This is a genomic window from Nocardiopsis sp. iso_25 (genome assembly GCF_056173305.1).
This window is the reverse complement of sequence record NZ_CM149667.1, coordinates 6,223,834-6,249,628: the sequence shown is the minus strand read 5'-3', so window position 1 is coordinate 6,249,628 and position 25,795 is coordinate 6,223,834. Positions and strand designations below refer to the sequence as shown.

24 protein-coding genes are annotated in these 25,795 nt (G+C 70.9%); 15 read left to right on the top strand and 9 right to left on the bottom strand.

The features are described 5' to 3' along the window. The first annotated feature begins 6 nt into the window (after positions 1-6). The 4 genes from dcd to AC0VX6_RS26935 all read left to right on the top strand — a co-directional run bounded on the left by dcd (position 7) and on the right by AC0VX6_RS26935 (position 4,264). On the top strand, positions 7-597 hold the full coding sequence (gene dcd / locus AC0VX6_RS26950) for a dCTP deaminase (protein WP_013155535.1): 591 nt from the start codon (positions 7-9) through the stop codon (positions 595-597). 432 nt (positions 598-1,029) lie between these two features. Continuing rightward, positions 1,030-2,028 carry a quaternary amine ABC transporter ATP-binding protein gene (locus AC0VX6_RS26945; protein ID WP_274978271.1) on the top strand — a complete coding sequence of 333 codons (999 nt, stop codon included), beginning with the start codon at positions 1,030-1,032 and terminating at the stop codon, positions 2,026-2,028. Further along, positions 2,025-3,254, top strand: a complete 1,230-nt coding sequence (locus AC0VX6_RS26940; RefSeq protein WP_274975287.1) for an ABC transporter permease — start codon at positions 2,025-2,027, stop codon at positions 3,252-3,254. The genes AC0VX6_RS26945 and AC0VX6_RS26940 overlap by 4 nt, the downstream gene beginning before the upstream one ends. A gap of 65 nt (positions 3,255-3,319) precedes the next feature. Further along, entirely contained in the window at positions 3,320-4,264 is a 945-nt protein-coding gene (locus AC0VX6_RS26935) for a glycine betaine ABC transporter substrate-binding protein (protein WP_274975286.1), read from the top strand. Between the two features lie 144 nt (positions 4,265-4,408). Here the strand turns inward: AC0VX6_RS26935 and AC0VX6_RS26930 are convergent, their stop codons facing one another. Together AC0VX6_RS26930 and AC0VX6_RS26925 are read right to left on the bottom strand one after the other, a co-directional pair. After that, the gene (locus AC0VX6_RS26930; protein WP_047868609.1) at positions 4,409-5,023 is read right to left on the bottom strand and encodes a rhomboid family intramembrane serine protease; all 615 of its coding nucleotides are present in this window, start codon (positions 5,021-5,023) and stop codon (positions 4,409-4,411) included. Between the two features lie 186 nt (positions 5,024-5,209). Continuing rightward, positions 5,210-5,683, bottom strand: a complete 474-nt coding sequence (locus AC0VX6_RS26925) for a hypothetical protein (protein WP_274975285.1) — start codon at positions 5,681-5,683, stop codon at positions 5,210-5,212. Between the two features lie 665 nt (positions 5,684-6,348). Here AC0VX6_RS26925 and AC0VX6_RS26920 point away from each other — a divergent pair. The 5 genes from AC0VX6_RS26920 (at position 6,349) to dacB (ending at position 14,380) form a co-directional block, all read left to right on the top strand. Beyond that, positions 6,349-8,049, top strand: coding sequence for an ABC transporter family substrate-binding protein (locus AC0VX6_RS26920; RefSeq protein ID WP_274975284.1), 1,701 nt, complete (start codon positions 6,349-6,351; stop codon positions 8,047-8,049). A gap of 85 nt (positions 8,050-8,134) precedes the next feature. Beyond that, complete coding sequence (locus AC0VX6_RS26915) at positions 8,135-9,145, top strand: ABC transporter permease (RefSeq protein WP_274975283.1); 1,011 nt, start codon at positions 8,135-8,137, stop codon at positions 9,143-9,145. Beyond that, a complete protein-coding gene (locus AC0VX6_RS26910; RefSeq protein ID WP_248772598.1) occupies positions 9,138-10,058 on the top strand; it encodes an ABC transporter permease in 921 nt (306 codons plus the stop codon). The genes AC0VX6_RS26915 and AC0VX6_RS26910 overlap by 8 nt, the downstream gene beginning before the upstream one ends. Further along, entirely contained in the window at positions 10,055-12,265 is a 2,211-nt protein-coding gene (locus AC0VX6_RS26905; protein WP_475466692.1) for an ABC transporter ATP-binding protein, read from the top strand. Before AC0VX6_RS26910 ends, AC0VX6_RS26905 begins: the two co-directional genes overlap by 4 nt. A 477-nt stretch (positions 12,266-12,742) precedes the next feature. Continuing rightward, positions 12,743-14,380 (top strand): D-alanyl-D-alanine carboxypeptidase/D-alanyl-D-alanine endopeptidase, encoded by a 1,638-nt coding sequence (gene dacB, locus AC0VX6_RS26900; protein ID WP_475466691.1) that lies wholly within the window; start codon positions 12,743-12,745, stop codon positions 14,378-14,380. 569 nt (positions 14,381-14,949) lie between these two features. Here dacB and AC0VX6_RS26895 read toward each other — a convergent pair. After that, the gene (locus tag AC0VX6_RS26895; RefSeq protein ID WP_475466689.1) at positions 14,950-15,501 is read right to left on the bottom strand and encodes a TIGR03086 family metal-binding protein; all 552 of its coding nucleotides are present in this window, start codon (positions 15,499-15,501) and stop codon (positions 14,950-14,952) included. A 121-nt stretch (positions 15,502-15,622) separates the two neighbouring features. Between AC0VX6_RS26895 and AC0VX6_RS26890 the strand changes: the two genes are divergently transcribed. After that, positions 15,623-16,534, top strand: a complete 912-nt coding sequence (locus AC0VX6_RS26890; RefSeq protein ID WP_475466688.1) for a DUF6597 domain-containing transcriptional factor — start codon at positions 15,623-15,625, stop codon at positions 16,532-16,534. On the opposite strand, the gene AC0VX6_RS26885 is transcribed toward AC0VX6_RS26890, so the two are convergent. Beyond that, entirely contained in the window at positions 16,473-17,051 is a 579-nt protein-coding gene (locus AC0VX6_RS26885; RefSeq protein WP_302475408.1) for a TetR/AcrR family transcriptional regulator, read from the bottom strand. The genes AC0VX6_RS26890 and AC0VX6_RS26885 overlap by 62 nt on opposite strands. Before the next feature lie 32 nt (positions 17,052-17,083). Continuing rightward, positions 17,084-17,407 carry a DMT family transporter gene (locus AC0VX6_RS26880; protein ID WP_013155521.1) on the bottom strand — a complete coding sequence of 108 codons (324 nt, stop codon included), beginning with the start codon at positions 17,405-17,407 and terminating at the stop codon, positions 17,084-17,086. Between the two features lie 310 nt (positions 17,408-17,717). On the opposite strand from AC0VX6_RS26880, the gene AC0VX6_RS26875 reads away from it, so the two are divergent. Beyond that, positions 17,718-19,022 carry a L,D-transpeptidase gene (locus tag AC0VX6_RS26875; RefSeq protein WP_475466687.1) on the top strand — a complete coding sequence of 435 codons (1,305 nt, stop codon included), beginning with the start codon at positions 17,718-17,720 and terminating at the stop codon, positions 19,020-19,022. 94 nt (positions 19,023-19,116) lie between these two features. Here AC0VX6_RS26875 and AC0VX6_RS26870 read toward each other — a convergent pair whose 3' ends face one another. The 4 genes from AC0VX6_RS26870 to AC0VX6_RS26855 all read right to left on the bottom strand — a co-directional run bounded on the left by AC0VX6_RS26870 (position 19,117) and on the right by AC0VX6_RS26855 (position 21,543). Next, the gene (locus tag AC0VX6_RS26870; RefSeq protein ID WP_274975278.1) at positions 19,117-19,767 is read right to left on the bottom strand and encodes a TetR/AcrR family transcriptional regulator; all 651 of its coding nucleotides are present in this window, start codon (positions 19,765-19,767) and stop codon (positions 19,117-19,119) included. 341 nt (positions 19,768-20,108) lie between these two features. After that, positions 20,109-20,351: a hypothetical protein gene (locus tag AC0VX6_RS26865; RefSeq protein WP_248772590.1), complete on the bottom strand. Its 243-nt coding sequence runs from the start codon at positions 20,349-20,351 to the stop codon at positions 20,109-20,111. Between the two features lie 339 nt (positions 20,352-20,690). Then, on the bottom strand, positions 20,691-20,930 hold the full coding sequence (locus AC0VX6_RS26860; RefSeq protein ID WP_274975277.1) for a hypothetical protein: 240 nt from the start codon (positions 20,928-20,930) through the stop codon (positions 20,691-20,693). A gap of 43 nt (positions 20,931-20,973) precedes the next feature. Then, the gene (locus AC0VX6_RS26855) at positions 20,974-21,543 is read right to left on the bottom strand and encodes an NADAR family protein (protein ID WP_475466685.1); all 570 of its coding nucleotides are present in this window, start codon (positions 21,541-21,543) and stop codon (positions 20,974-20,976) included. A 325-nt stretch (positions 21,544-21,868) separates the two neighbouring features. Between AC0VX6_RS26855 and AC0VX6_RS26850 the strand changes: the two genes are divergently transcribed. The 4 genes from AC0VX6_RS26850 to AC0VX6_RS26835 all read left to right on the top strand — a co-directional run bounded on the left by AC0VX6_RS26850 (position 21,869) and on the right by AC0VX6_RS26835 (position 25,770). Beyond that, positions 21,869-22,375, top strand: coding sequence for a MarR family winged helix-turn-helix transcriptional regulator (locus AC0VX6_RS26850; protein ID WP_274975275.1), 507 nt, complete (start codon positions 21,869-21,871; stop codon positions 22,373-22,375). Between the two features lie 188 nt (positions 22,376-22,563). Then, positions 22,564-23,004: a DoxX family protein gene (locus tag AC0VX6_RS26845; protein WP_274975274.1), complete on the top strand. Its 441-nt coding sequence runs from the start codon at positions 22,564-22,566 to the stop codon at positions 23,002-23,004. Between the two features lie 241 nt (positions 23,005-23,245). After that, on the top strand, positions 23,246-24,181 hold the full coding sequence (locus AC0VX6_RS26840; protein WP_274975273.1) for a S1 family peptidase: 936 nt from the start codon (positions 23,246-23,248) through the stop codon (positions 24,179-24,181). After that, on the top strand, positions 24,178-25,770 hold the full coding sequence (locus tag AC0VX6_RS26835) for a hypothetical protein (protein ID WP_475466682.1): 1,593 nt from the start codon (positions 24,178-24,180) through the stop codon (positions 25,768-25,770). The genes AC0VX6_RS26840 and AC0VX6_RS26835 overlap by 4 nt, the downstream gene beginning before the upstream one ends. Positions 25,771-25,795: the final 25 nt, after the last annotated feature.

Genomic DNA, 25,795 nt, shown 5'->3' with positions numbered 1-25,795 from the left:
CGGACCGTGCTGCTCTCCGATCGCGATATCAGGTCCGAAATCGACGCCGGGCGGGTCAGGATCGACCCCTTCGACCCCGGCCTCGTCCAACCCTCCAGCATCGACGTCCGGCTGGACCGCTTCTTCCGGGTTTTCGAGAACCACAAGTACCCGCACATCGACCCCTCGGCCGAGCAACCGGACCTCACCCGGCTGGTCGAGACCGACGGCGAGGACGCGTTCGTCCTGCACCCGGGCGAGTTCGTGCTGGCGTCCACGTACGAGGTCGTCAGTCTTCCGGACGACATCGCGAGCCGCCTGGAGGGCAAGAGTTCGCTGGGGCGCCTGGGGCTGCTCACCCACTCCACGGCCGGGTTCATCGACCCCGGCTTCTCCGGGCACGTCACGCTGGAGCTGTCCAACGTGGCCACCCTGCCGATCAAGCTCTACCCGGGCATGAAGATCGGTCAGCTGTGCATGTTCCGCCTGTCCTCCCCGGCCGAGCACCCCTACGGCTCCGCGGGCTACGGATCGCGCTACCAGGGGCAGCGGGGACCGACGCCGTCCAGGTCCCACCAGAACTTCATCCGCACCCCGATCAGCCCGGAAAGCGTCTAGTCGGGGCCGGGGCGGACAGGGCGATTCGTTTACGGTACGGTCATGAACGGACACGGACCGTCGTTCGATCCACCTGTCACTAGTATGTGACCAAGGTCACTATTTTTTTGCGTGTGGTGTAAATCACAAAGGGGCCTTCTGGAGCCCCGGCATCCGCTGCCACAGGTCGGCGGACCGTTTTTATGACGTTTAAACATGTTATTTGGTGGTTACTTAGCGCCTGAACTGTACGTACACACCTCGGTAAGGTTGCGCCCCGACGTGAACCAGGTAGCGGTTCCGCCCTGATGAGGGGCGCGCAAGGGGGCTCCGCGCACGCCGACTACCTGTGGGAACCGCGGGTCGGCGATGGGGCGGAACTGTTGCCCCGACGCGCCTCGCGGTCGGGACAGCCCCCTAGAGGAGACCGTGCCAGCAGTACGCGCAGACCACTTGTACAAGGTGTTCGGCAGACAGCCCAGAGCCGCCGTCGAGCGGCTCTCGGACGGCAGCCACCGTGACACCATCGCCGACCTCGACGTGACGGCCGCCGTCATCGACGTGTCCTTCGAGGTCGAACCGGGCGAGATCTTCGTCGTCATGGGCCTGTCCGGATCGGGGAAGTCCACCCTGATCCGGATGCTCAACGGCCTCCTGGAACCCACCGCGGGGACGGTCGAGGTCGACGGCGTGGACATCACCGCGCTCAGCAGGAAGAGCCTCCTGAAGCTGCGGGGCGAGAAGATCAGCATGGTCTTCCAGCACTTCGCGCTCCTGCCGCACCGCACGGTCCTGGAGAACGCCGCCTACGGCCTGGAGCTGCGGGGCCTGTCCCGCGCAGAGCGGAGCCGCAGGGCGGGGGAGACCCTCGAACTCGTGGGGCTCGGCGGCTGGGAGGACAAGCTTCCGCACCAGCTCTCCGGAGGCATGCAGCAGCGTGTGGGCCTGGCCAGGGCACTGGCCGCCGACACCGACATCATCCTCATGGACGAGGCGTTCAGCGCCCTCGACCCGCTCATCCGGCGGGACATGCAGACCCAGCTCCTGGAACTCCAGAAGAGCCTGGGCAAGACCATCGTCTTCATCACGCACGACCTCAACGAGGCCATGCGCCTCGGCGACCGGATCTGCGTGCTGCGGGACGGCCGCGTCGCCCAGATCGGCAGCGCGCAGGAGATCCTCAGCGAGCCCGCCAACGACTACGTCGAGCGGTTCATCGAGGACGTCGACCGCACCCGCGTGCTCACCGCCGCGTCGGTGCTCGACCCGAGCGCCCCCGAGGCCGACTCCTCCGCGCCCGAGGTCGGCGCCGACACCCTGGTCGCCGACCTGTACGCCAGCGCTGCCGCCTCCGACCGCCTCCGCGTGGTCGACGAGGACGGCACCGTGCTCGGCACGGTGACCCGCAACTCCGTACTGGCCGCACTCGCGGGCGGGAAGGAGACCCCGTGACACCCGTCGACTTCCCGCCGTCCCTGCCCATCGGCGACGGCTTCGAGGCCTTCAACGCCTGGCTCAAGAGCACCTTCGGCGTCTTCTTCGACGTCGTCGGCGAGTTCATCCGCTGGGCCGTGAGCGCCCTGTCCGGCTTCTTCACCGAACCGGCCGCCGGGCAGCTCGCCTTCGTGGCCGCCGTGATCATCGCCGTTCCGCTGCTGCGCCGCCGGCGGCTGCCGCTGGTGGTGATCGTCGCCGCGGTCTCGCTGCTCTACGTCCTGCACGCGCAGTTCGCGTTCGGCAACACCGTCGTCAACATCCTGCCGCCGCAGCTCTTCCTGTGGGCGATGAACCTGTTCGACCAGCAGTACGTGGACGCCTACTTCTGCATCTCGCTGGTCTTCCTGGTCGCCGTCACCGTCCTCGGCGTGATCGACCGGGGCACCCGCGTGCGCACCGGCGTCGTCGCGGGCGGCTGGCTCGTGCTGGTCCTGCTCGGCTGGCTCGTGCTCCCGATGCTGGTGACCCGGCCCGGGGCGCTGCTGATGATCCTGTTGCTGAGCCTTCTGGCGCTCTCGGTGGCCGGGTGGCGCATGGGCCTGTTCGGCCTGGTCGCGCTCACCCTGGTGGCCTCGGTCGGCCAGTGGACCAACGCCATGGACACGCTCGGCCTCGTCCTCGTGGCCAGCGCCATCGCCGTGGTCATCGCGATCCCGATCGGTGTCGTGGCCGCCTACAACGACCTGGTCAGCAAGATCGTCAAGCCGGTCCTGGACCTGATGCAGACGCTGCCCGCGTTCGTGTACCTGATCCCGGCGATCTTCTTCTTCTCCATCGGCGCCGTTCCCGGCGTGGTCGCCACCATCGTGTTCGCGATGCCGCCCGGCGTCCGCCTGACCGAGCTGGGCATCCGCCAGATCGACAAGGAGCTGGTGGAGGCGGGCGAGTCCTTCGGCGCCTCCCCGACCAAGGTCCTCACCGGCATCCAGCTGCCGCTGGCCCTGCCCACCATCATGGCCGGGGTCAACCAGGTCATCATGCTCGGCCTGTCGATGGTCGTCATCGCGGGCATGGTCGGCGCGGGCGGCCTGGGCAGCGAGGTCTACCAGGGCATCACCCGCAACGACGGCGCACTCGGCTTCGAGGCCGGTATCGCTGTGGTCATCCTGGCGATCTTCCTCGACCGCCTGACCGCGGCCGTCACCCGCAACAGCCCGCGCGCGGCCGCGTCGGCCGCCTGAGCGGCGTGCCCGCCCCACCCCGTCCAGCCCCGCACACCGAATTCCCCGAGGGAAGGAACCCCACGATGTACAGCCGTAAGCGCATGACGGCCCTCTCCGCCGCCGGCATGAGCGCCGCGCTCCTCCTGACCGCCTGCGGCGGCGGTGGCGGTGAGAGCCTGACCGGCCCGGAGGAGGGCGGCGGCGAGGACACCAAGGAGATCAACATCGCGCTGATCGCCTGGGAGGAGGGCATCGCCGTCACGCACATGTGGCAGGCCATCCTGGAGGAGAAGGGCTACGACGTCACGATCACCGACGTGGACGTCGCCCCGATGTACCAGGGCGCGGCCAACGGCGACGTCGACCTGTTCCTCGACACCTGGCTGCCGGTGACGCACGCCGACTACTGGGAGGAGTACGGGGACCAGCTGGAGGACCTCGGCTCCTGGTACGACAACGCCAAGCTGACCATCACCGTGCCCTCCTACATGGAGGACGTCAACAGCATCCCCGACCTGGCCGACCACGCCGAGGACCTGGGCGGCCAGATCGTGGGCATCGACCCGGGCGCCGGGCTGACCCGCGTCACCCAGGAGGAGGCCATGCCGGGCTACGGCCTGGACGAGGACTTCGAGCTGGTCACCTCCTCCACCGCCGCGATGCTCGCCGAGCTGGACTCGTCGATCGCCGAGGAGGAGCCCATCGTGGTGACCCTGTGGCGTCCGCACCCGGCCTACGCCCAGTACGACCTGAAGGACCTGGAGGACCCCGAGGGCCTGATGGGCGACGCGGAGACCGTCCACGCCGTCGGCCGTGACGGCTTCGGCGAGGAGTACCCCGAGCTCACCGGCTGGCTGGAGGAGTTCCAGCTCAGCGACGACGAGTTGGCCAGCCTGGAGGTCCTGACCGTGTCCGAGGACGGCGGGTACAAGGACGACCCGGAGGCGGGCGCCCGCGTCTGGCTCTCGGAGAACCCCGAGTTCCTGGAGCGCACCCTGGGCGAGGCCGCCGAGGGCCTGGAGTTCTAGGGCCGCGCGGGGTCGCGTCCCCGCGCGCGCCGGCGCCGGAGAGCCCTCCGGGACCGCACACACGAGAACGGGCCGCCCCCTCGGGGGCGGCCCGTCCGCGTACGTCCGCGCTTCCCGGGGCCGTGCGCGGCCCCGGGGACGCCGTCAGGGGGCGTAGTAGCCGCCCTGGGCGCCTCCGTAGCCCTGGTCGAGCTGCCTGCGGCGCTCCCGCCTGGGCAGCAGGTAGGCCGCGAGCATGCCGCCGATGAACCCGAAGAGGTGCGCCTGCCACGAGACTCCGGGGTACTGGGGCAGGACCCCCCAGATCATCGTCCCGTAGAAGAGGATCACGCAGATCATGATGACGATGTCGATGGTCTTGCGCTCGACGATCCCGCGCAGGACCGTGTAGCCGAAGTAACCGAAGACCAGGCCGCTGGCGCCCACGGTGAGGGAGAACGGTGAGCTGAACAGCCACACGCCCACACCGCTGACCAGGATGATGATCAGCGTGGTGAGCAGGAACCGTCCCAGGCCGCTGAACGCGACGAGCGAGCCCAGCACGAGGAACGGCAGCGAGTTGCCGATGAGGTGTTCGAGGTTCCCGTGCATGAACGGCGCGGTGAACACGGTCCAGGGCCCCTGGAGGTCCCAGGCGCGCAGACCGTACTGCTGGTCGAGCCTTCCGAGGAGCACGAAGCTGTCGAGGATCTCGAAGACCCACATGGCCGCGAGCATCCCCGCTACGGTCAGGATGGCGGTGATTCTGGACTGCTTCACCCCATCGAGAGTAGAGGACATGGTCTTGCGGCGGTATGTCCGTACGGGGCGTGGTGGGTAATTGCCCGAAGTGTCGGGATATGTCGCGGCAGTCGGTGTGAACGGTGCAGCTCCGCCGGTTTCGGTCCCAGGCTGGAGGAGAGGCGGCCCTCGGAAGGGGCGGGCGCGTGGGAGCGGCCGCCGCGCTCAGGAGGTCAGCGAGCGCCCGCGCGGCGGGATGCCCGCCACCGCCATGAACGACTCGACCCTGGCCGGGCTGGTCATCCCGGTCAGCGGCAGGTAGGCGCGCGAGGTGCGGCGGCTCTGGAGCGAGGGGAAGCGCTTGGGGCGCCCGGCGTTGTCGTACAGCCCCAGGGAGCGGATGCGGCCCGGCAGCACGTAGTAGGAGCCGATGTCGTGGAAGGGCACGCGCACGATGTAGCGGCCCCGCTGGTAGCGGAACTCGCCGTCGGAGACCTCCAGGACAGGTGCCTTGATCATGTGGCCGTGCGCGGCCAGGGCTGCGCCCGTGAGGGCCAGGAGGGCGCCGAGGGCGATGTTGGCCCAGTGCGATACGTCGACCGCGATCGCCAGGGCGCCGAGAGCCACCAGACCGTAGCCGCCCCACAGCTCCAGGTGCTTGCGGCCTACCGGGCAGACCAGGCGAACTGTTTCGGACACGGCAGAAGCCTCTCTGAGTGGGCACCGCGGGCGGGATGACGGCAATCGCCGCTCGAAACCCTATCGGCTCCGGCGACGCGTGGACGGTGGTTTCGGACAACCGGAGCTGTGGATTTCCGTACCTGCCTGGAGTGGTCTGCCCCTGACTGAGAGGTTGCTGCTCTCATGTCTGGTTTACATCACGTCATCCTATGTTTGCCGCATTCTGTTTCCTGGGGGAGTCGTCCCGAAGACGATCGCAGGGCTGGAGTGAACATTAGGGATTATATGTGCGCTTTGTGGACTTTTGTCCGCTTTCCTCTGCGTAGTCATTCGGGACCTTCGGGTAGTTAAACGACGTTTACTTTACCTTAACCGTTGTTGGATCGCGTAACTAGCCCGCAATGTATTTCTGGCTTGTCCGAATCCGGAGAGAAGGGGCGGTCTCCTGGGTTTGGGCTCTGACCTGCGGTGACCCCCATGTCTGGGCGGGGTATGAACTATGCGCCCGCGGCTCGGTGCGATGGGCGCGAACCGGTTGCGGATGGGTCACGAATCCTGCAGTAGGGCTATACAGACATTTCGCTCAATGGTCTTCTGATCGACTAATCGCCTAGTTCTGCGGGGCGTGTGCGAACCACACAACCCCGAGGTTCGGCTCGTATTAGTGATCAAGGGTGTAACTGATGCACAAACGAAGGAAGACGCTCGCGCTCGCCGCGGCGGGCACCTCCGCTTTGATGGTGCTGACCGCCTGCGGCGGCGGTGGTGGCGAAGGCGAGCAGGAGAAGGAGGTCACATGGGTGATCAACAGCCTTCCCGCAGCCTGGGGAGCCATCAGTAGCGCCGGAGGCAGCGTCTACGTCATCCAGGCGCTCTCCGGTGTCGTGCCCTTCACCGGGCAGTACCAGCCCGACGCGACGTACGAGTACGACCTGGACGTCCTCGCCGAGGAGCCCGTCCTCATCAACGACAACCTCGACGAGGGTCCGTTCCAGTTCAGCTTCACCCTCGCCGAGGACGCCGTGTGGAACGACGGCACGCCGATGACCGGTGAGGACCTGCGGGTCACCAACATGATGTCCGCGTCCCCCACCGAGGGTTACTGCGACACCTGCGACTCCCGCGGCACCACCGGCGCCGACATGGTCGAGGAGGTCGAGGTCGACGGCAAGACCGCGACCTTCACCCTCAAGGAGGGCCTGTCCAACCCCGAGTGGATGGGCATGTTCGACGCGCACAGCGTGGCGGGCGGCTTCTACCCGGCGCACCTGGCCGAGGAGAACGGCTGGGACGTCGACGACCCCGCGCAGCTCGGCGAGTACTACGCCTGGCTGCACGAGACGCGCCCCGAGTGGTCCGGCGGCCCGTACCAGATCGTGGACGGCGACCTGCAGAACCAGGTCGTCAAGGAGCCCAACCCCGAGTGGTTCGGCGAGACGCAGCCCGCGCTCGACCGCATCATCATGCCGTACAACACCGACGAGGGCACCTTCATCCCCGCCTTCCAGAACGGCGAGATCGACGGCGCCAACCCCGCGCAGTACAGCGAGGACATCATCACCCAGCTCCAGGGGATGGAGACCGCCACGCTCACCATCGGCGAGGGCAACATCTGGGAGCACATCGACATCAACACCGAGAACGAGTGGCTCTCGGACGTCGAGCTCCGCAGGGCCGTGTTCACCGCGATCAACCGCGACCAGATCGCCAGCCGCAACTTCGAGGCCGGCTACCCCGAGTACGAGCTGAAGAACAACCACCTCTTCGGCAGCGACAGCGAGTACTTCGAGGACCTCGTCTCCGAGTCCGGGCAGGGCAGCGGCGACGTCGAAGCCGCCACCGAGATCCTGGAGGAGGCCGGCTACGAGCTCGACGGGGACACCCTCATGCTCGACGGCGAGCAGGTCGGCCCGTTCCAGCTGCGCAGCACCGACACCGTCATCCGCAACAACTCCGTGCAGCTGATCCAGGCCCAGCTCGCCGAGATCGGCATCGAGACCACCATCTCGATGACCGACGACCTGGGCACGATGCTGGCCGAGCAGGACTACGACATCGTCCAGTTCGGCTGGAGCGGCAGCCCGTACTTCGCCTCCAGCCCCGAGCAGTTCTGGCACTCCGAGAGCACCAGCAACTTCGGCGGCTACGCCAACGACGAGGTGGACGAGCACGCTGAGGCCACCGCGACGGCCGCCAACCTGGACGAGGCGGCCGAGCACGCCAACGCCGCCGTGGCCGCCGTGGTCCCGGACGCCTACGTCCTGCCGATCGTGGCCGAGCCCAACTACTTCTTCGTGAACGACAGGCTCGTCAACGTCGAGGACAACCTCCAGTCCAGCTACCGCGCCACCTACAACATCGGTGAGTGGGACCTCGCCGAGTAGTTCGCGGCACAAGGCCCGTGGCCCGGGCCCGGGACATCCTCCCGGGCCCGGGCCGGTCCTCGTCCACCCCTGAAGGATCACACTCATGCTCGTTTACACGGTGCGGCGCGTCCTGGGCGCGATACCCATCCTGATCCTCGCGTCCGTGCTCACCTTCGTCCTGATCGACGTCTCCGGCGATCCCCTGACAGAGCTCAGGATGCAGCAGCCGCCCCCGGACCCCTCGGTCATCCAGCTCCAGGAGGAGCGGCTCTACCTCGACCGGTCCATGCCCGAGCGCTACTGGCTCTGGGTCACCGGCATCGGCGGCAACGGGGACATCGGACTGCTTCAGGGCGAGTTCGGCCCCTCCACGCAGAGCAACAGCTACGACATCGGCGCCAACATCGCCGAGCGGCTGGGCACCACCCTGCGGCTGGTGGCCGCGTCCATGGTCTTCGCGCTGGGCCTGGCCGTCCTGGCCGGTGTCGTCAGCGCCATGCGCCAGTACTCCAAGCTCGACTACACGCTCACGTTCATCGGCTTCCTGGCCCTGTCCATGCCCGTCTTCTGGTTCGCGGGCATCATGCAGCAGGCCGGTGTCAGCTTCAACGAACTGGTGGGCGACCAGGTCCTCGCCACGATCGGCGACGGCGTCTACCAGGCCCAGGGCGAGGACTTCTGGGGGCGCGTCACCAACGCCTTCGCCTACATGACCCTGCCCACGATCGTGCTGATGCTGACCAGCTTCGCCTCGTGGAGCCGGTACCAGCGGACCTCCATGCTCGAGGTGCTCAACAGCGACTACGTCCGCCTGGCACGCGCCAAGGGCCTGCCCAACCGCGTCGTCATCCGGCGCCACGCGCTGCGCACGGCCCTCATCCCGCTGACCACGGTGGTCGCCGTCGGCATCGCCGGGATCATCGACGGCGCGGTCCTGACCGAACGCGTCTTCCAGTGGCGCGGCCTGGGCGAGTTCTTCATCACCGCGGTCGAGAAGAACGACTCGTACGCGCTGATGGCGTGGCTGCTGCTCAGCGGTGTCATGGTCATCGTGGCCAACCTCATCGCCGACCTCCTGTACGGCGTGCTCGACCCGAGGATTCGCTATGAGTGAGAAGAGGGCGCCCCAGGCGCCGCGGAGCGCCGACGCCGAGAGCGTCGGAGGTGCCGAACGCACCCAGTTCCAGATGATCCTGTCCCGGTTCCTGCGCCACCGGGCCGCCATGATCAGCCTGGTCGTCCTGGCGGTCGTCGTCCTGGCCGCCTTCGTGGGCCCGCTCCTCTGGCGGTGGGACCACACCGTCCACCTGGAGATCCCGCCGAGCGTGCCGCCCAACGCGGACCACCCGCTGGGCACCACCACCGCCGGGCACGACGTCCTGGGCCAGCTCATGCGCGGCGCCCAGCAGACGCTCAAGGTGGCCTTCACGGTGTCGGTCATGGGCACCGTCATCGGCTCCCTGTGGGGGGCCACGGCCGGTTACTACGGCGGCCGGATCGACGCGCTCATGATGCGTGTGGCCGACGTGTTCATGATCGTGCCCCTGCTGGTGATGGTCGCCGCGATCGCGGGCAACGCCCGCGCCGGGACCACCTGGTACGCGGTGGCCCTCATCATCGGCTTCTTCTCGTGGGCGCAGATCGCCCGTGTGGTGCGCAGCGTGGTCCTGTCCCTGCGCGAGCAGGAGTTCGTGGAGGCGGCCAAGGCCGCGGGGGCCTCGCCCGGGTGGATCATCGTCCGCCACCTGCTGCCCAACGCGGCCGGGCCGATCATCGTCGCGGCCACCCTGCTGATCGCGGTGGCGATCCTTCTGGAGGCGGGCATGTCCTTCCTCCAGTTCGGCATCCAGCCCCCCGACATCTCGCTCGGCCAGATGATCAGCGACGCGCGCACGGCCGTCTCCACCAGGCCCTGGCTGTTCTACCCGCCGGGCCTGCTGCTGCTGGTGATCTGCCTGACGATCAACTTCATCGGCGACGGGCTGCGCGACGCCCTCGACCCACGACAGACCATGGTGCGGCGATGACCACGACTGACCAGATGAGCAACGAGGGGACCGCCCCGGCCGCGACCGGCGACGTGGTCCTGGAGGTCAGCGACCTCAGCGTCACCTTCCCCTCCGACGACGGGCCGCTGCCCGCCGTGCGCGAGGTGTCCTACGTCCTGCGCCGGGGCGAGGCGCTGGGGATCGTGGGCGAGTCCGGATCGGGCAAGTCCGTGACCTCGATGGCGATCATGGGGCTGCTGCCCAAGAACGCCCGCGTCGAGGGCTCGGCCAAGGTGCTGGGCCAGGAGGTCATCGGCCTCAAGGACGCGCAGATCAGCAAGGTCCGCGGCAACAAGATCGCGATGATCTTCCAGGACCCGCTGACCTCGCTGAACCCCGTGTACACCGTCGGCTACCAGATCGCCGAGGCCGTCCTGGCCCACCGCAAGGTGGGCAAGAAGGCGGCGATGGCCCGGGCGCTGGAGCTGCTGGTGCTGGTGGGCATCCCCAGCCCGGAGCAGCGGATCAAGCAGTACCCGCACGAGCTGTCGGGCGGCATGCGCCAGCGCGTGGTGATCGCCATCGCGATGGCCAACGAGCCCGACGTCATCATCGCCGACGAGCCGACCACGGCCCTGGACGTGACCGTCCAGGCGCAGGTCCTGGAGGCGCTGGAGGCGGCCCGCAAGGAGACCGGCGCCGCCCTGGTGCTGATCACCCACGACCTCGGCGTCGTGGCCGGGCACGTCGACAGGATCGGCGTGATGTACGGCGGCCGCCTCGTGGAGATGGGCCCCGTGGAGGAGGTCTTCTACCGCCCGCGGATGCCCTACGCCCTCGGCCTGCTGGGTTCGCTGCCCCGCCTGGACGAGGACCGCCACGAACGGCTCACCCCCATCGTGGGCACCCCGCCCTCCCTGCTCTCCCTGCCCACCGGGTGCGCGTTCTCGCCGCGCTGCCCGATGGCCCGGGACCTGTGCCGTGAACAGGAGCCCCTCCTGCTCGCGGTCGGCGGGAACGGGGAGCGGGTGCGCGTGCCGGCGACGGACACCTCCGCGCACACGGCGGCCTGCCACTTCAGCGAGGAGCTGGGGGGCGCCGCCCCCGCCGACCTGTTCCGGGGGACGGCGGTGGAGGCCGACACCGTCACGGAGGTCGAGGAGGCCGAGGGACAGGCACAGGAGGCGCGCGCCCGGATCGGCGCGGAGACCGCCGAGCCCGCGGACGTGGAGCCCCGTGAGGCCATTCTGACCGTCAAGGACCTGGTCAAGAACTTCCCCATCCGCTCCAAGGGCCTCCTGCGGCGCAGGATCGGCGAGGTGCAGGCGGTCTCCGGGGTCTCCCTGGAGCTGCGCGAGCACGAGACCCTCGCCCTGGTCGGCGAGTCCGGGTGCGGAAAGTCCACCACCGCCCGCCTCATGCTCCAGCTGATCAAGCAGACCTCGGGCGAGGTCAGCTACATGGGGCAGCCGCTGCACACGCTGTCCCCGCGGCAGATGCGCCCGCTGCGCCGCGACCTCCAGTTGGTCTTCCAGGACCCGTTCGCCTCCCTGGACCCGCGCATGACGGTCTCGGACATCATCGCCGAGCCGCTGCGGATCCACGGCCAGGGCAACGGCACCGCCAAGAAGCGGGTCAAGGAGCTGCTGGACCTGGTGGGGCTCAACGCCGAGCACGGAACGCGCTACCCGCACGAGTTCTCGGGCGGCCAGCGCCAGCGCATCGGCATCGCCCGCGCGCTGGCGCTCAACCCCAAGGTGCTCATCCTGGACGAGCCGGTCTCGGCGCTGGACGTGTCCATCCAGGCGGGCGTGATCAACCTGCTGGAGGACCTCCAGGACGACCTGGGCCTGTCGTACCTGTTCGTCTCGCACGACCTGTCGGTGGTCAAGCACATCGCCGACCGGGTGGCCGTGATGTACCTCGGCAAGATCGTGGAGACGGGGACGACGGCGGAGCTGTTCGGGGCGCCTTCGCACCCCTACACGCAGGCGCTGATCTCGGCGATCCCCCTGCCGGACCCGGTCAAGGAGCGGACCCGGGAGCGGATCGTGGTCACCGGCGACGTGCCCAGTCCCGCCGACCCGCCCTCGGGCTGCCGGTTCCGGACCCGGTGCCCGAAGTTCGCGAACGAGCTGTCGGAGAGCGAGCGCGCCAAGTGCGTGGAGGAGCCGCCGGAGCTGATGGACCGGGGGGCGGGCCACCTGGACGCCTGCCACTACTCGCGGGCCATGGAGCTGTTCTGACCGGGGCGCCGCCCGGGTGATCCGGGCGCCGCGGCCGTGACGGGCCGGTGCCGGGGAGTGCGTCCCCGGCACCGGCCCGTTCGCCGTTCACGCCGCGCACAGCGGAGGGAGGGGCCGCTCCGGGACCGGGGGCACACACCGCCGTTGGGTGCTTCGACCCCCGACCCGCCCGGGAAGGAGACCGGCGCTCGGGGCCGGTCCGCGGGTTCGCTCCGGGTTTGGACGCACACCGCCGCACCGGTACGGGGCGCGGAGGGGGGCGCTTCCGTGCGCCGGGCCCCCATCGCTCCCATGGGGAAGACCGAAACCGGGCGGTTCTGTCTGTGGCGGATTCGGGTGCACACACGTCACCTGGGTCTAGGCGTCCCCGTGCGCCCCTCCCGTGTCCGACCCGCACCCGGGGTGCTGGTGCCGGGGAACCGCAGCGGGTTAGGGTGCGGTGCCCCTTGGTGTCCGTGACCGCTAGGAGACACACCGTTGACAACCCCCAACGCTTCCAGTGGACCCCCGGTCGGGGAGCGCCGTGCCCCGGTCCGGCGACGCGCCGCCTGGACCGCGGCCCTCGCGGCCGTCCCCGTGCTCGTCGCGGCGCCCCTGGGCGCGCTCCCGGCCCACGCCGACCCGGCGGCCGCCGAGGAGCGCCTGACCGACCTCCGCACGGACATCGACGCCCTCCTGGCGGACCCGTCCCTCGAGGGCGGGGTGTCCGGGGTGACCGTCACCGACCCCGCCACCGGCGCGGTGCTGTACTCGCGCGACAGCGGGGAGCAGCTGGTGCCCGCTTCCAACATGAAGCTGTTCACCGCGGCGGCCGCCCTGGACGTCCTGGGCGCCGACCACACCTTCTCCACCGAGGTCGTGACCGACGGCCACCGGCAGCGGCGCTCCGTGGAGGACCTGTACCTGGTGGGCGGCGGAGACCCCACCCTGTCCGAGCGGGACCTGGACGCGCTGGCCGCCGACGTGGCCGCCTCCGGGGTCAGGACCGTGCGGGGCGACGTCCTCGCCGACGACACCCGGTTCGACTCCCAGCGCCTCGTGGACGACTGGTGGCCCGAGGACGAGCCCTACGCCTACTCCGCGCAGATCTCGGCCCTCACCGTCGCCCACGGGGAGCGCTACGACACCGGCGTGACCGAGGTCGTGGTCACCCCCGGCGCGGCGGGCGCGCCCGCCACCGTGGACCTGGGCGCCGCCGAGGGCTACGCCGAACTCGACAACCGGGCCGTGACCGCTCCCGCGGGCGGCACCAGCAGCGTGGTCGTCGACCGCCCCGTGGGGACCAACACCATCACGGTGACCGGCACGATCCCGGCCGACGCCGCCCCCGTGACCGCCCTGCGCACGGTGGACGAGCCCGCGGGCCTGGCCGGGCACCTCTTCGCGCGGGCGCTGGAGCGGCACGGCGTCACCGTCGAGGGCGGTGTGGAGTTCGGCGAGGCGCCCGGGAGGGGACGCCACGGGGCCCGGCTGGTGGCCGACCACGAGTCCCCCGAGCTGGCGGAGATCCTCGTCCCCTTCATGAAGTTCAGCAACAACGGCCACGCCGAGATGCTCGTCAAGAGCATCGGCCGGGAGGTCGCGGGCGAGGGGAGCTGGGACGCCGGGCTGGCCGGTGTCGAGCGGTCCCTGTCCGGGCTGGGGGTGGACACCTCCGACCTCGTCCTCAACGACGGCTCGGGCCTGTCCCGGGGCAACCTGGTCACCTCCGACGCGGTCGTGGACCTGCTCGTGAGCACGCGCGACGCGTCCTGGCACGGGATCTGGGCGGACTCGCTGCCGGTGGCGGGCGAGAGCGACCCGTTCACCGGGGGGACCCTGCGGTTCCGCATGGGCGGCACCGCCGCCGCGGGCGTCGTCTCCGCCAAGACCGGCACCATGACGGGCATCAGCGCGCTGTCCGGATACGCGGCCGGGCAGGAAGGCGGTGACGGGCTGGCGTTCAGCGTCGTCAACAACGGCTACAGCGGCCCAGCACCCACGCCGGTGCAGGACGCGATCGCCGTCCGGCTGGCCGAGTACCTGGGCCACCAGACGCCCGTGAGCGTCCGGTCCCAGAGCGCGCCGACCCGGCCCGGCGGTGAGCTGGAGTGCTCCTGGGAGCTGACCTGCTGATCCGCTGACCCGCTGAGGGCACAGGACCGGGCGGCGGCCGCGCCGCCCGGTCCGCGCGCCGCCCGGTCCGCGCGCCGCCCGGTCCGCGCGCCGCCTGCGTGTGAGGCGCGGCAGGCGCGGGACAGGCGGGCGGCGCGGCCGCGATCGAGGGTGTCCGCGCCTGAGGTGCGGCGACTCGGCCGGAGGGCCACGGGGAGTCTCCCCGTGGTCCTCCGGGTTTTCCACAGGTGTGGACGGGCTCCGCCGCTTCGGCTCCGAAGGTGGCATTCTCGGAGTGGACGGCGCCGCCTCCTCGCGTCACACGATCCGCGTCGCACCACCTGTCCGCCTCCTCCGCCCGCGCGGAGTCCCGGGAAGAGAGCGTTCCGATCGTGTCCCACCTCAGTGCCGTGTCCGGCCCCGGCGTCGCGTCCTACCTCAGCGTCGTGTCCCGCCTCGGCGGGAGAATCGCCCGCCTCCTGTCCCCGCTCGTGCGCCGCCCCCGGGGCGGGGCGCTCGGAGCGGCGCGGCCCGGGCGCCCTCCCCGGACGGGGCCGCACCGGTTCCCGGGGCGGGGGAGCGCGGGGCCGCTACCAGGCGCGGCGGCCGACGAAGGCCAGGAACCGGGTCTGGGCGTCGGCGCCCTCGGGCGGGGTGAGCTCGGGACCGCAGACGTTGTTCCCGCGCAGGTGCTCCCCGAAGGGGGCGGTGGCCTCGTGCGCCCACCGGACGTCGCCGGGGTCCAGGCGCTCGTCCTGGCCGGTGGCCCGGGCCAGGTCCCAGCGGTGCACCACGAGGTCGAAGCAGAGGAACCGGTCCACCGCCTCGGCGAAGGTGGTGCGGCCGAAGAACCCGTCGAACCCGGTGCCCGCGCGCCGCGGGTCGTCCAGGTCGGCCTGTACCACCGCGCGGGCGGCGTCCCAGGCGGCGCGGGGGTCCTCGTCCACGGAGGGGATGCCGCCCAGTTCGCGGCCGACCAGGCCGAGGAACATGCCCTGGGTGTCCACGACGTGGCGGACCACGTCGCGGGCGTCCCACCCCTTGCAGGGGGACGCCGACGACCAGCGGTCGGCGGGGACGGCCGCCACCGTCCCGGCGAAGTCCTCGGACAGGCGGGCGTAGCGCTCGGAGGTGTCGCTCATGATCGTGTTCCCCTCGGGTCCGTCTCGGTGCCCGCCATCCTCGCCCCCTCGACCGGCCCCCGTCTTGAACAAACACGACGAACCGCACGTGTGTTCGGATACGGAGGGCTACCCTGGAAGCGTGAGACCGTACTTCGTGGGGGTGGAGGGGGACGCGCGCGGCATCCTCGACCCGGCCGCCGGGCTGACCCGGTTCCGCCTGGACCGGCACGCGCCCTCGGAGCGGGTGGCACGCTTCGTGGACCGCTACTGGCTCGCCTCCTGGAACCTGACCGGCCGCGAGCCGTACACCCAGCGGGTCCTGGCCCACCCCGTCGTGAACCTGGTGTTCACCGGTGGGACCGCGACGGTGCACGGCCCGACCACCGAGGTGACCGAGCGCCGCTTGGAGGGCGAGGGCTGGGCGCTCGGGGTGATGTTCCGGCCCGCGGGGTTCCGCCCGTTCCTCGGCAGGCCCATGAACACGATCGTGGACGCCGCTCTCCCCGCGTCGGAGGCCTTCGGCGCCCTCTGCGCGAGTGAGACCCTGGGCGGGGGCGGGGTCCTCGGTGCCCACGGGCGCTCCGATCGGGGCGGGGGCGGCGGTGCGGGAGCGGTCCTCGGCGGGGGCGGGGCCCTCGATGGCGCGGTGACGTCCGGTCCCCTCGCCCTCATGGCCCGGGTCGACCGCGCCGTGGCCGAACTGCTCCCCGTGGAACGTCACCCGGCCGAGGACACCCGCGACGTCGTGGAGCGGGTGGCCGCCGACCCCTCGGTGGTCAACGTGTCCGGGCTCGCCCGGCGCGAGGGGATGGGCGTACGCCTGCTCCAGCGCCGCTTCGCCGACCACGTCGGCCTCGGACCCAAGGCGGTCATCCGCAGGTACCGGCTCTACGAGGCCGCCGAGCGGGCCGGGAAGGGAGCGCCGCCCGACTGGGGGAGCCTGGCCGCCGAACTCGGGTTCAGCGACCAGTCCCACCTGACCAGGGAGTTCACCGCTGTTCTGGGAACCCCTCCCGCGCGCTACGCGGCGCGCGCGACACCAGGCGGCTGAGCGTGCGGTACACGTCCTCGGCCGTCAGGTCCGGGTCGGCGCAGCACCGCATGAACAGGCCGTCGACGGCGGCGCCCACTCCCGCGCGGTCCTCCGGGCCGGGGAGGTAGGGCGCGAGGAAGGCGTCCACGGCCCGGTTCCAGCGCTCGATCTGCGGGCGCAGGGCCGGGCGGCGCGCGGCGAGCAGGAACAGTTCGCACTCGGCCATCACCTGGGCCCGTTCGGGGCCCGAACCCACCGCGATCATCCCGGCCAGGGCGCGCAGGGCCGCGTCCGCGTCCTCGGGCACGGCGGCCAGCGCGGCCACGTAGGTGTCGTTGACCCGGGTCAGGGTGTCCACGAGCAGGTCGTCGACGGTCGCGTGGTAGTAGGTGACGGTGCTGGGCGGCACCCCGGCCTCGGCGGCCACTCGCCGCTGGCTGACCGCCGCCACGCCGTCGCGTTCGATGACGCGCATGGTGGCGTCCAGGAGCTGTCGGCGGCGCCGCTCGCCCTTGCGTCTGCGCCCGTCGGCGATGTCTCCGCCGACGGACGCCGTGTCGTGGACGTTCAGTGCCGCCCGCCCAGTTCCAGGGCCATGACCCCCGCGATGATCAGCGCGATCCCGCCGATCTGGACCCAGGTGAGCGACTCGCCGAAGAGCAGCGTGCCGATCACCGCGACCAGCGCGATGCCCACGGCCGCCCACACGCCGTAGGCCACGCCGAGGTTGATGCCCCGGGTGAGGGACTGGCTGAGCATGAGGAAGGCCCCGACGTAACCGACCACGACGACGACCGAGGGCAGCGGGCGGCTGAAGCCCTCGGAGAGCTTGAGTGAGGTGGTGGCGATCACCTCGGCGATGATCGCTCCGGCCAGCCAGAGCCAGGGCACGGCGTTCCTTCCGACGGAGAACCGGGCGTTTGACCAGGTTCCTCCGGAGGAGAAACCTGAGCGTTCGGACAAGATTCTAGGCGGAGGGTCGACCCGGTGTCCAAGGCCGGTTATGGATGGCCGTAACCTCATACCCGTAGGGAATCGAGGTGTACCCCCGGGGTGTATCGTCTTCGGTTCCGGCGTCCCCCACGTCCCACGCCCCAGATAACCGCTCTATACCGATGCATGAGATTTCAGAACCTTTTCGGTGGGTGTGCGTCTTACTTGCGTGGACGGCGTTTCAGGCATGACATGGAGGTAACCAGACGTGACGGGCAAGACAGCTCCGGCGGTGGCGCGTCGTTTCGGTATCGGACTGGCAGTGCTGGCGCTGGCCGCGACGGCCTGCACGTCGGGTGAGGCCGAGACCCAGGGCGGCGGTACCGACGCGGCCAGCGCCGACCCCGCGGAACTGGTGATCACTCCCGAGAGCGGCGCCGAGGAGGTCGCGCCCGACTCCCCCGTCAAGGTCACCGCCGAGAGCGGTGTCATCACGGACGTCCAAGTGGAGCAGGTCGTCGCCACCGAGGCCGCGGCGGAGGGCGAGGGCGAGTCGCAGGACCCCGACCTCTACGCCATGACCGGCACCCTCAACGGCGACGCGACCGAGTGGGTCAGCGACTGGAACCTGCGCCCCGGCGCGGAGGTCGTGGTCACCGCGACCGCCGAGAACGACGCCGGTGAGGAGACCGAGGTCGTCCAGGAGTTCACCACCCTGGAGGCGGTCGCCGGGCAGCGCCTGGAACTGGCCTCCAACTGGCCCGTCTCCGGTGACACCGTCGGCGTGGGCATGCCGATCGTCATCAACTTCGACCTGCCGGTGACCAACAAGGCGCAGGTCGAGAACTCCATGGAGGTCATCTCCGAGCAGGGCGTCCAGGGCGCCTGGAACTGGGAGACCGACACGATGGCCGTGTTCCGGCCGGAGGAGTACTGGGAGCCCCACCAGTCCGTGAGCGTCGATCTGCACCTCGCGGGCGTCGAGGCCTCCGAGGGCGTCTACGGCGTGGAGAACCACCGCATCGACTTCGAGATCGGCCGCGAGCTGATCATGACCATGCATGTGCCCGACCACGAGCTGGTCGTCAACATCGACGGTGAGCACGACCGCACCATCGAGGTGAGCAACGGCAAGGCCAGCCGCCGCTTCGACACCACGACCTCCGGCACGCACGTGCTCATGCAGCGCTACGAGCAGATGACCATGGACTCCTCCACCGTGGGCATCCCCGAGGGCACCCCCGGCGCGTACAACGTGGACGTGCAGTACGCGGTCCGCACCAGCGACAGCGGCGAGTTCCTGCACGAGGCCTCCTACAACGGCAACATCGGCAGCGCCAACACCTCCAACGGCTGCACCAACCTGCGCATGGACGACGCCCGCTGGATCTTCGAGAACACCCTCATGGGCGACGTCATGGAGACCACCGGCACCGACCGCGAGCTGGAGTGGAACAACGGCTGGGGATTCTGGCAGATGTCCTGGGACGAGTGGCTGGCCGAGAGCGCGACCGGCGAGCCGCAGGTGACCGACGGTTCGGGCACCCCCGGCTCCGTCCACGGCGAGCAGTAACCGCCCGCCCAACGCCGGAGGGGGCGCCGGGAACCGCACGGTTCCCGGCGCCCCCTCCGGCGTTCAGCGGTCTCCACGGGACGCGACCGCCCGGTCAGTCCCGTCGGGACAACCGGGCCACCACGGAGTCGATCACCAGCTCGGTGACGGCGGCCATGTCCACGGCGCCCGGGTCCAGCAGCCACTGCACCTGGAGCCCGTCCATCGCGGCGATCACCGCCGACGCCGCGGCCTCCGCCGGGGTGTGCCCGTCCGGCCCCGGCGTGTCCGCGGCCTCCCGGTGCCCCGGCTCCAGCCGGTCCAGCACGGCGTCCGCGATCTCCCTGCGCAGCACCGTGTAGCGGTCCCGGAACCAGTCCTGCGCCGGGTGCTCGTCGGTGGCGCTCTCCGCCGACAGCACCGCGTAGAGCTGCGTGGTCCCCGGCCGCTCGGCGTTGCGCTCGGCGGTCGCCACCAGGTGGTCCAGCATCCGGCTGCCCTCCGGCGCCGGGTCGGTGTCGTCGCGCAGCTCCAGGACGGCGGTGAGCAGGTCGGTCTTGGAGCCGAAGTGGTGCAGCACCCCCGCCGGGGTGATGCTGAGCGTCGCCGCGATGTCGGCCAGCGAGGTGTTGTGGAAGCCCCGCGAGGCGAACACGTCGGCAGCCGTGCGCAGGATCTGCTCGCGCCGGTTCACCCGCCTCCGCGGTGTCGGCGCCTCGGAGCCGGAGGGGGCGCGGGTGTCCGGCGCCGGGGTCGTCTCGCTCATCCTGGTCTCTCCACTTCCTGTACCCCGTCGGGTACCCCGGGCCCGTGCGGGGGGTCGCGGACCCGCCGTCCACGGTATCCAGCTTTCCCCGCCCCCCTTGCTCAATGAATGTTAAGTAAGAGGGGGTCCGGTCCAGGAGGAGTAGGACACAGGGCCGGGGGTCCGTGACTCCGGACCTTCACGCCCGCCGCGCCTGTGGATTCAGCGCCGCCACCGTGCGCGCCGTGCCGAGCGCGGGCACCTGCCCCGAGCACGTCAACGGAAGACCCGCCGGAGAACGGGAAGCGGAGAGCCGGGACGCCTGCGGAGGCCGGGCGGATCCCCTCCGCCCGGCCGTGGCCTCACCAGGCGCGGACGCCGCCGACGGGGGCGGGCAGGCTCTCGCTCAGCCAGGTCCACGTGCCGTCGTTCTCGGTGAAGCGGCGCTGGACGCGCTCCACCTCCGTGATCGGGTTCGAGAACACCTCGGTCCACGCCCCGGCGGTGCGCTCCTCCAGGTAGAGGCTGCGTGCGTCGGTGCGCATGCGCACCGCCTGGAGCGTGTGGTTGGAGCCGTCGCGCAACTGGATGCGGTAATAGGCCATGGGAAGTCCCTGGAGTGTGGTTCGTCCTGGATGGAAGAAGGACGGTGCGTTCCCGGACCGCGTGCGGCACCGGCGGGTGCGCGTGGGTGAACCGGTCTCCCGGAGCGTGCGGCGGGCGTACGTGGTCGGGCCGCGCGAGCGTCTGACGGGTGGCGGCGGGAACGCCGAGACCCGGAGTGCTCCGGGGAACGGGTGCGGTGCCGGAAGCACCATGCTGTCCGCGGTCTGGACTCTACTCCTGTCGTGGGCACGCCGGAGCCGTAACCACAGATACGGCGGATGAAATCCGGGTGATCCGACGGTGATCGCGGGATGCGATTCGGAAAAAGCGCCTGATAACTACACACCACGCACGATACGTCTTTTTTGACGTGCCAACGGGGGCACGGGAGCCACGGGTCGGGGAGCGCGGCTCCGGCGCGCCCCGACCCGGGTGCAGGCGCCGATCCCCACGTACACGCCCGCCACCGCGTCAGGGACGAACCGGCCGCCCGGACCGCCCAGGTGGGTGACGGCACCGACCACCGCCCCGGCGTCCGCGCGTACGGCCAGCGCCTTGCGCCCCATGGCCTCGATCATGCCGACTCCGCCCGCGTCGGCCCGGCGGAGGACGGGCCCGGCGTCAAGGAGCCGCGGCCAGGCGGGCCCGGGTCTCCATCAGGGCGAACCCCAGCAGGTTGAGCCCCCGCCAGCGCTCGGGGACCTGCGCGTCGTCGTTCTTGGCGCCCAGCCCGATGCCCCACACCCGGTCGCGGGGGCTGGCCTCCACCAGCACCCGCCTGCCGGTGCCGAGCAGGAACGCGCGCAGCTTTGGGTTCTGGCCGAACTTGGCGATGCCGCCCTCGACCACGATCCCGAAGCGGGCCGCCTCCCACTCGCGCTCGTCGAAGCCGCGCACCTGTCGACCGATCACCTTGGCGTCCCGGGGGTGGCCCGCCGCGAGGATCCGCTCCTCCGCCTCGGCGTCACCGAACAGGCGGGCCTTGGCGGCCATCATGTAGTGCTCCGCGGTGCGGTAGCCGACCCCCTCCACCGCGAAGTCGGCGGGCCACCACTGCGACAGGCAGCTCGCCGACACGCCTCCGGAGGCGGGCGGCCGGTGGCCCCAGAAACACAGGTACCTGGCCCTGCCCGTCGAGGCCACCAGTTCCTCGACCGTGCGCGCGTCCGCGGGATCGCGTGTGTCCGTCATGGGGGAGAGTGTCCCAAGCGGTAACGACACGCACGGTGCCGGGAGGGCGTACCGCGGGGCCGCGAACGGGGGCGCTGCGCACCCGGGGCGGCGTATGTGACTCCGTAGTAGCGTTGCGGGAAACCCCGGAAGTCCGTAGGTCAGAGGGATTCCGTCCGCCGTGGCGCCGACGGTGGACGGGGCGTCCTTCCAGTGCGCCGACGTCGGCGGACCGCGCTCGGGCGGGTGGGGCCGCCGTGCCGCGGCCGCTCTCCGATGCCTGGAAGATAGGTATTTGACCAGAACACAGTTGAACTCTCAAGTTATCCCTGGGGGCACGGGCCCGATGGCCGAGACGCGGTGGCTCGACGAGGGCGAACAGCAGACGTGGCGGGCCTTCCTGGCCGCCGTCCACCTGCTGGACGGGGCGCTGGACCGGCAGCTCAGGCAGGACTCCGGCATGTCCCACGCCTACTACCAGATCCTGGTGAAGCTGTCCGAGGCGCCCGAGCGCGTGATGACGATGACCGACCTGGCCAGGAGACTGCGCTCCTCGCCCAGCCGCCTCTCGCACGCGGTCGCCCGCCTGGAGGGGGACGGCCTGGTCCGCAGGTTCAAGCGTCCGGGCGACCGGCGCACCACCCTGGCCGAACTCACCCCCGAGGGGGCGGCCGTGCTGCGCGGGGCGGCGCCGGGCCACGTGCACGAGGTCCGGCGCGTGCTCTTCGACGCGCTCACCGAGGACCAGGTCAAGCAGTTGCGGGGGATTGCGGAGTCCATGCTCGGCGTACTCGACCCCGGGGGCGAGGAGCCGCGGTACACGGGGCCGACCGGTACGGTGCGCCGGGACTGAGTCGCGTTCTGTTGTCGGCTCTCACCAGGGCGGACGCCGAGGGGGAGAAATATCCCTCATTGGCACTCTATGTGTCCGGGTGGATGCGTACTATCATCTGCTTTCCCAGGAAAAGGTTGTAGTCTCAAGCAACGGTGCGAGGCCACGACCTCCTCCTGGGTTACCCGCTCACAGGAACAGGAACCGCTATGACCGAGAATCCGCTCATGTCCCGCGTGGGGGACGTCGCCGCGCTGCTCGCCAGAGTCGTGGTCGGCGTCGTCTTCATCGCGCACGGCTGGCCGAAGATGTCCAGTCTCGAAGGCACCGCCCAGGGCTTCGCGTCCATGGGGATCCCCTTCCCGCAGTTCGCCGCGCTCCTGGGAGCGAGCATCGAGGTGGGAGCCGGACTGGCCCTCATCATCGGGTTCGCCCTGCCCCTGGCCGGGCTTCTCCTGGCCTTCATGATGGCCGGCGCCTACTTCTTCGCCCACGTCGGCGACCCGCTGGTCGGCGGCTTCGAACTCGTGCTGGTCCTCGGCGTCGCCGCCCTGGCCCTCGGGTTCGCGGGCGGTCGCCTCTGCGTGGACCGCCTCATGCCGTGGGGCCGCCCCCGCCGTCGGACCCCTGAACCGGTACCGGCCTCCTGACCAGCGCGTCCGGGCCGTCCGTCGCCGGAGGCGGACGGCCCGGGTGCCGCACATAACCCCCTTTTCTTAACTTGTTTATCCAAATTCACCTATCCCTCACGAAAAACACCCAGATCTTTCGCTCTCCTTCACGACAACACATTTTCATGAACGACAGGTAGAATTCGGTGCACCCGAAACACTGAGCGGGACCGCGCGTTCGGGCCCGTCCCGTGTGCCCCGCCCGCCGAACGGGAGCACCGTGTCCCACCTGGCCCCCCGCCCCCTCGCCCCCGACTGGCAGTTGCGCGTCACCGACCGCGGCGGCACGGCCCTGCACGGAGCCGCGGTGCTGGTCGCATCCGGATACGCGATCACCTGCGCGCACGTCGTCCGCGAGGCCGTCGCCGGGTCCGGCGCCCCCGCCGGACCCGGCGTCACCGTACGCCTGGACGCCCCGCGCGGCCTCCCGGACTGGGAGGCCGCCGCCACGGTCGTCGCCGACGGCTGGTGGTGGGAGGAGGCCGCGCCCTGGGACGCGGCGGTGCTGCGCCTGGACCGGCCCGCCCCGATCCCTCCCGCCGCCCCCGGCCGCTACCGCGTCGGCGACCGGGTCCGCGTCCTCGGCTTCCCCCGCGCCGAAACCGGCCTCTGGGTCACCGGCCTGGCCACCGGCACCGGGGGCAGCCGTTTCGGCTACGTCCAGATCGACGTCGACTCCCACGCGGGTTTCACCGTCCTGCCCGGCTTCAGCGGCAGCGGTGTCCGAGAGGAGAAGGGGAACGCCCTCCTCGGTCTGCTCTGCGAGGCGACCGGCAGCGGCAGGGCGGGCTGGATGGTTCCTATGGAGGCGATCCCCCGGGTGTGGCCGACCGAGCGGACCGCCGCGGGCGCGGCGGCGAACGGCGAACGGGAGGCGCTCACGCGTACCGCCAGGGCGATGACCGACCTGCGCACGCTGCTCCTGCCCGACCTGCGCCTGGACCTGTACGTCGCGCTCGACCCCCGGCTGCGCCGCAGGCTCCGCGCCGACCAGGACCTGCTCTCCTTCGCCGCGCAGCTGGTCGCCCTCGCCCACGGTGAGTACGGGCTCCTCGACGAGGTGCTCGCCCTCCTCGACGCGAGGGAGGACGGGAGCTCGGGGATGCTCCGGGTCCGCGAGGCCGCGGCCCCCCTCCTGGGGAGTCCGTCCGGGTGAGCGAGACGACGGCCACGGCGGGGGACCAGGCCCCGATCGGAGGGCGGCCGCCGTCGGAGGGCGCGGGGCCCCCTCCCGGCGGGCGGCTCCTCCCGGAGGGCGCGGGACGGCCGCTCCCGGCCGACGGCGGGTTCGAGGACCTGGTCGACGCCCTGTGCGCGCTCCGGTGCGTCCTCCTCCCGGACGCGCGCGAGCAGCTGGCCTACCAACTGCCGACGCGGGTCCGCCGCAACCTGCGCCTGGAGGGCTCTCCGGTCGAGTTCGCCCGCCACCTGGTGCGCCTGTGCCGGGAGCAGGTGCGCCTGGGATGCCTCCTGCGCTGGATCCTCTACCTGGAGGAGCGCGGCCGCAGCTCGCTGGCGGCGGCCCGGGCCGCGGAGCCGCTGGTCCACGCCGAGGAGTGGGAGCAGCTGTACCGCCTCCTGCCCGAGGGGACCACCGACGCCGACGTCGACCTCGTCCGCCGGGAGCTGGCGGAGCACTCCCCGGACCTGGTGGCGGAGGCCTTCGAGACCGCCCGGACCGACCGGCTCGCCCCGGCCGAGGCACCGCCGCACACGGCCTGGGACCGGCTCGTGGACCTGACCGAGATGGCCGTGCCCGAGGGCGCCGAACTCCCGCTGCGGATCTTCTGCTCCCTGCTGCCCTGCGCCGTCCCGCTGCGCGACTGCGCCGACCTGCTCCTGCTCTGGGGCGGCGGGCGGCGCGAGGGCACGGCCGCGCCGCCCGGCCCGCGCGCGCCCGCCCGGCTCGTCGTGCACGTCACCCAGGGCCGGAGCAGGGACCGGTACGACGTCGAGTACTGGACGGTGCTCAGCGAGAGGCGGGGCAGGCCCCCGGACTTCTGCGGCCACGGCCACACCCCGCACATGGAGGCCGAGCGCATCGGCGCCCACGTCGGCGGCCTGCTCACCCTGCTGGAGGTGGACCACCGCACCGGGTACCACGAGGGCGTACGGGTCGAGCTGGTCGCACGGCTGGACCTGCTCCGCCGCCTGGAGGCCGAGCGCTGGCAGGAGGCCGGTGAGGGGGACCGCAGGCTCGGCTCGCGGGCCCAGGTGGTCTACCGGGCGGAGGAGCTGGTGGACCCCGCGCGCGGCGACACCGCGCAGGCCCGGCGTACCTGCGCCCTCCGGTGGGAGGGGCTCGCGAGCGCGCGCGAGGTCCTGCACCTGGACACCGCGCACGAGGCCGGGCGGAGGAGGCGCAGGGGCGGGCGGACCTACCGCGAACCCCTGGTCGAAAGACTCCAGGACGACAGGATCGTCGCCCTCTCCGTTCCCTCCCATCTGGACGAGTGCCACATGCCGGTCTGGTCGGCGCTCATGATCGGGGTTCCGGTCGTGATCTGGCGTTCCGCCGACAATGGGCCGGGGGCAAGTCCGTGGCTCAATCTGGGGAAGGTGGGACGGGAGGTAATGGTGCCGCCCGAAAGAATACGAGCGCTTCCCAAGGCGCTCCACCAATCGCGTTCCGGATGCGTTTCCCCGGACGATACCGGGTACATCGAAGAAAGCTTCGAGGTCGCCGTCTTCTACCACGACACCCTTCCGGTTCTGCCCGCCCCCAGACCGATGACACCCCCATAGCATCCGACAGCCCCCCTTGGGCGCG

Bases quoted from the DNA above. Each gene is read 5' to 3' on its own strand.
- AC0VX6_RS26850 (WP_274975275.1), top strand. From the start codon at position 21,869: ATGGCCGAGACGCGGTGGCTCGACGAGGGCGAACAGCAGACGTGGCGG.
- AC0VX6_RS26910 (WP_248772598.1), top strand. From the start codon at position 9,138: ATGAGTGAGAAGAGGGCGCCCCAGGCGCCGCGGAGCGCCGACGCCGAG.
- AC0VX6_RS26860 (WP_274975277.1), bottom strand. From the start codon at position 20,930: ATGATCGAGGCCATGGGGCGCAAGGCGCTGGCCGTACGCGCGGACGCC.
- AC0VX6_RS26935 (WP_274975286.1), top strand. From the start codon at position 3,320: ATGTACAGCCGTAAGCGCATGACGGCCCTCTCCGCCGCCGGCATGAGC.
- AC0VX6_RS26905 (WP_475466692.1), top strand. From the start codon at position 10,055: ATGACCACGACTGACCAGATGAGCAACGAGGGGACCGCCCCGGCCGCG.
- AC0VX6_RS26855 (WP_475466685.1), bottom strand. From the start codon at position 21,543: ATGACGGACACACGCGATCCCGCGGACGCGCGCACGGTCGAGGAACTG.
- AC0VX6_RS26865 (WP_248772590.1), bottom strand. From the start codon at position 20,351: ATGGCCTATTACCGCATCCAGTTGCGCGACGGCTCCAACCACACGCTC.
- AC0VX6_RS26845 (WP_274975274.1), top strand. From the start codon at position 22,564: ATGACCGAGAATCCGCTCATGTCCCGCGTGGGGGACGTCGCCGCGCTG.
- AC0VX6_RS26870 (WP_274975278.1), bottom strand. From the start codon at position 19,767: ATGAGCGAGACGACCCCGGCGCCGGACACCCGCGCCCCCTCCGGCTCC.
- AC0VX6_RS26915 (WP_274975283.1), top strand. From the start codon at position 8,135: ATGCTCGTTTACACGGTGCGGCGCGTCCTGGGCGCGATACCCATCCTG.
- AC0VX6_RS26895 (WP_475466689.1), bottom strand. From the start codon at position 15,501: ATGAGCGACACCTCCGAGCGCTACGCCCGCCTGTCCGAGGACTTCGCC.
- AC0VX6_RS26920 (WP_274975284.1), top strand. From the start codon at position 6,349: ATGCACAAACGAAGGAAGACGCTCGCGCTCGCCGCGGCGGGCACCTCC.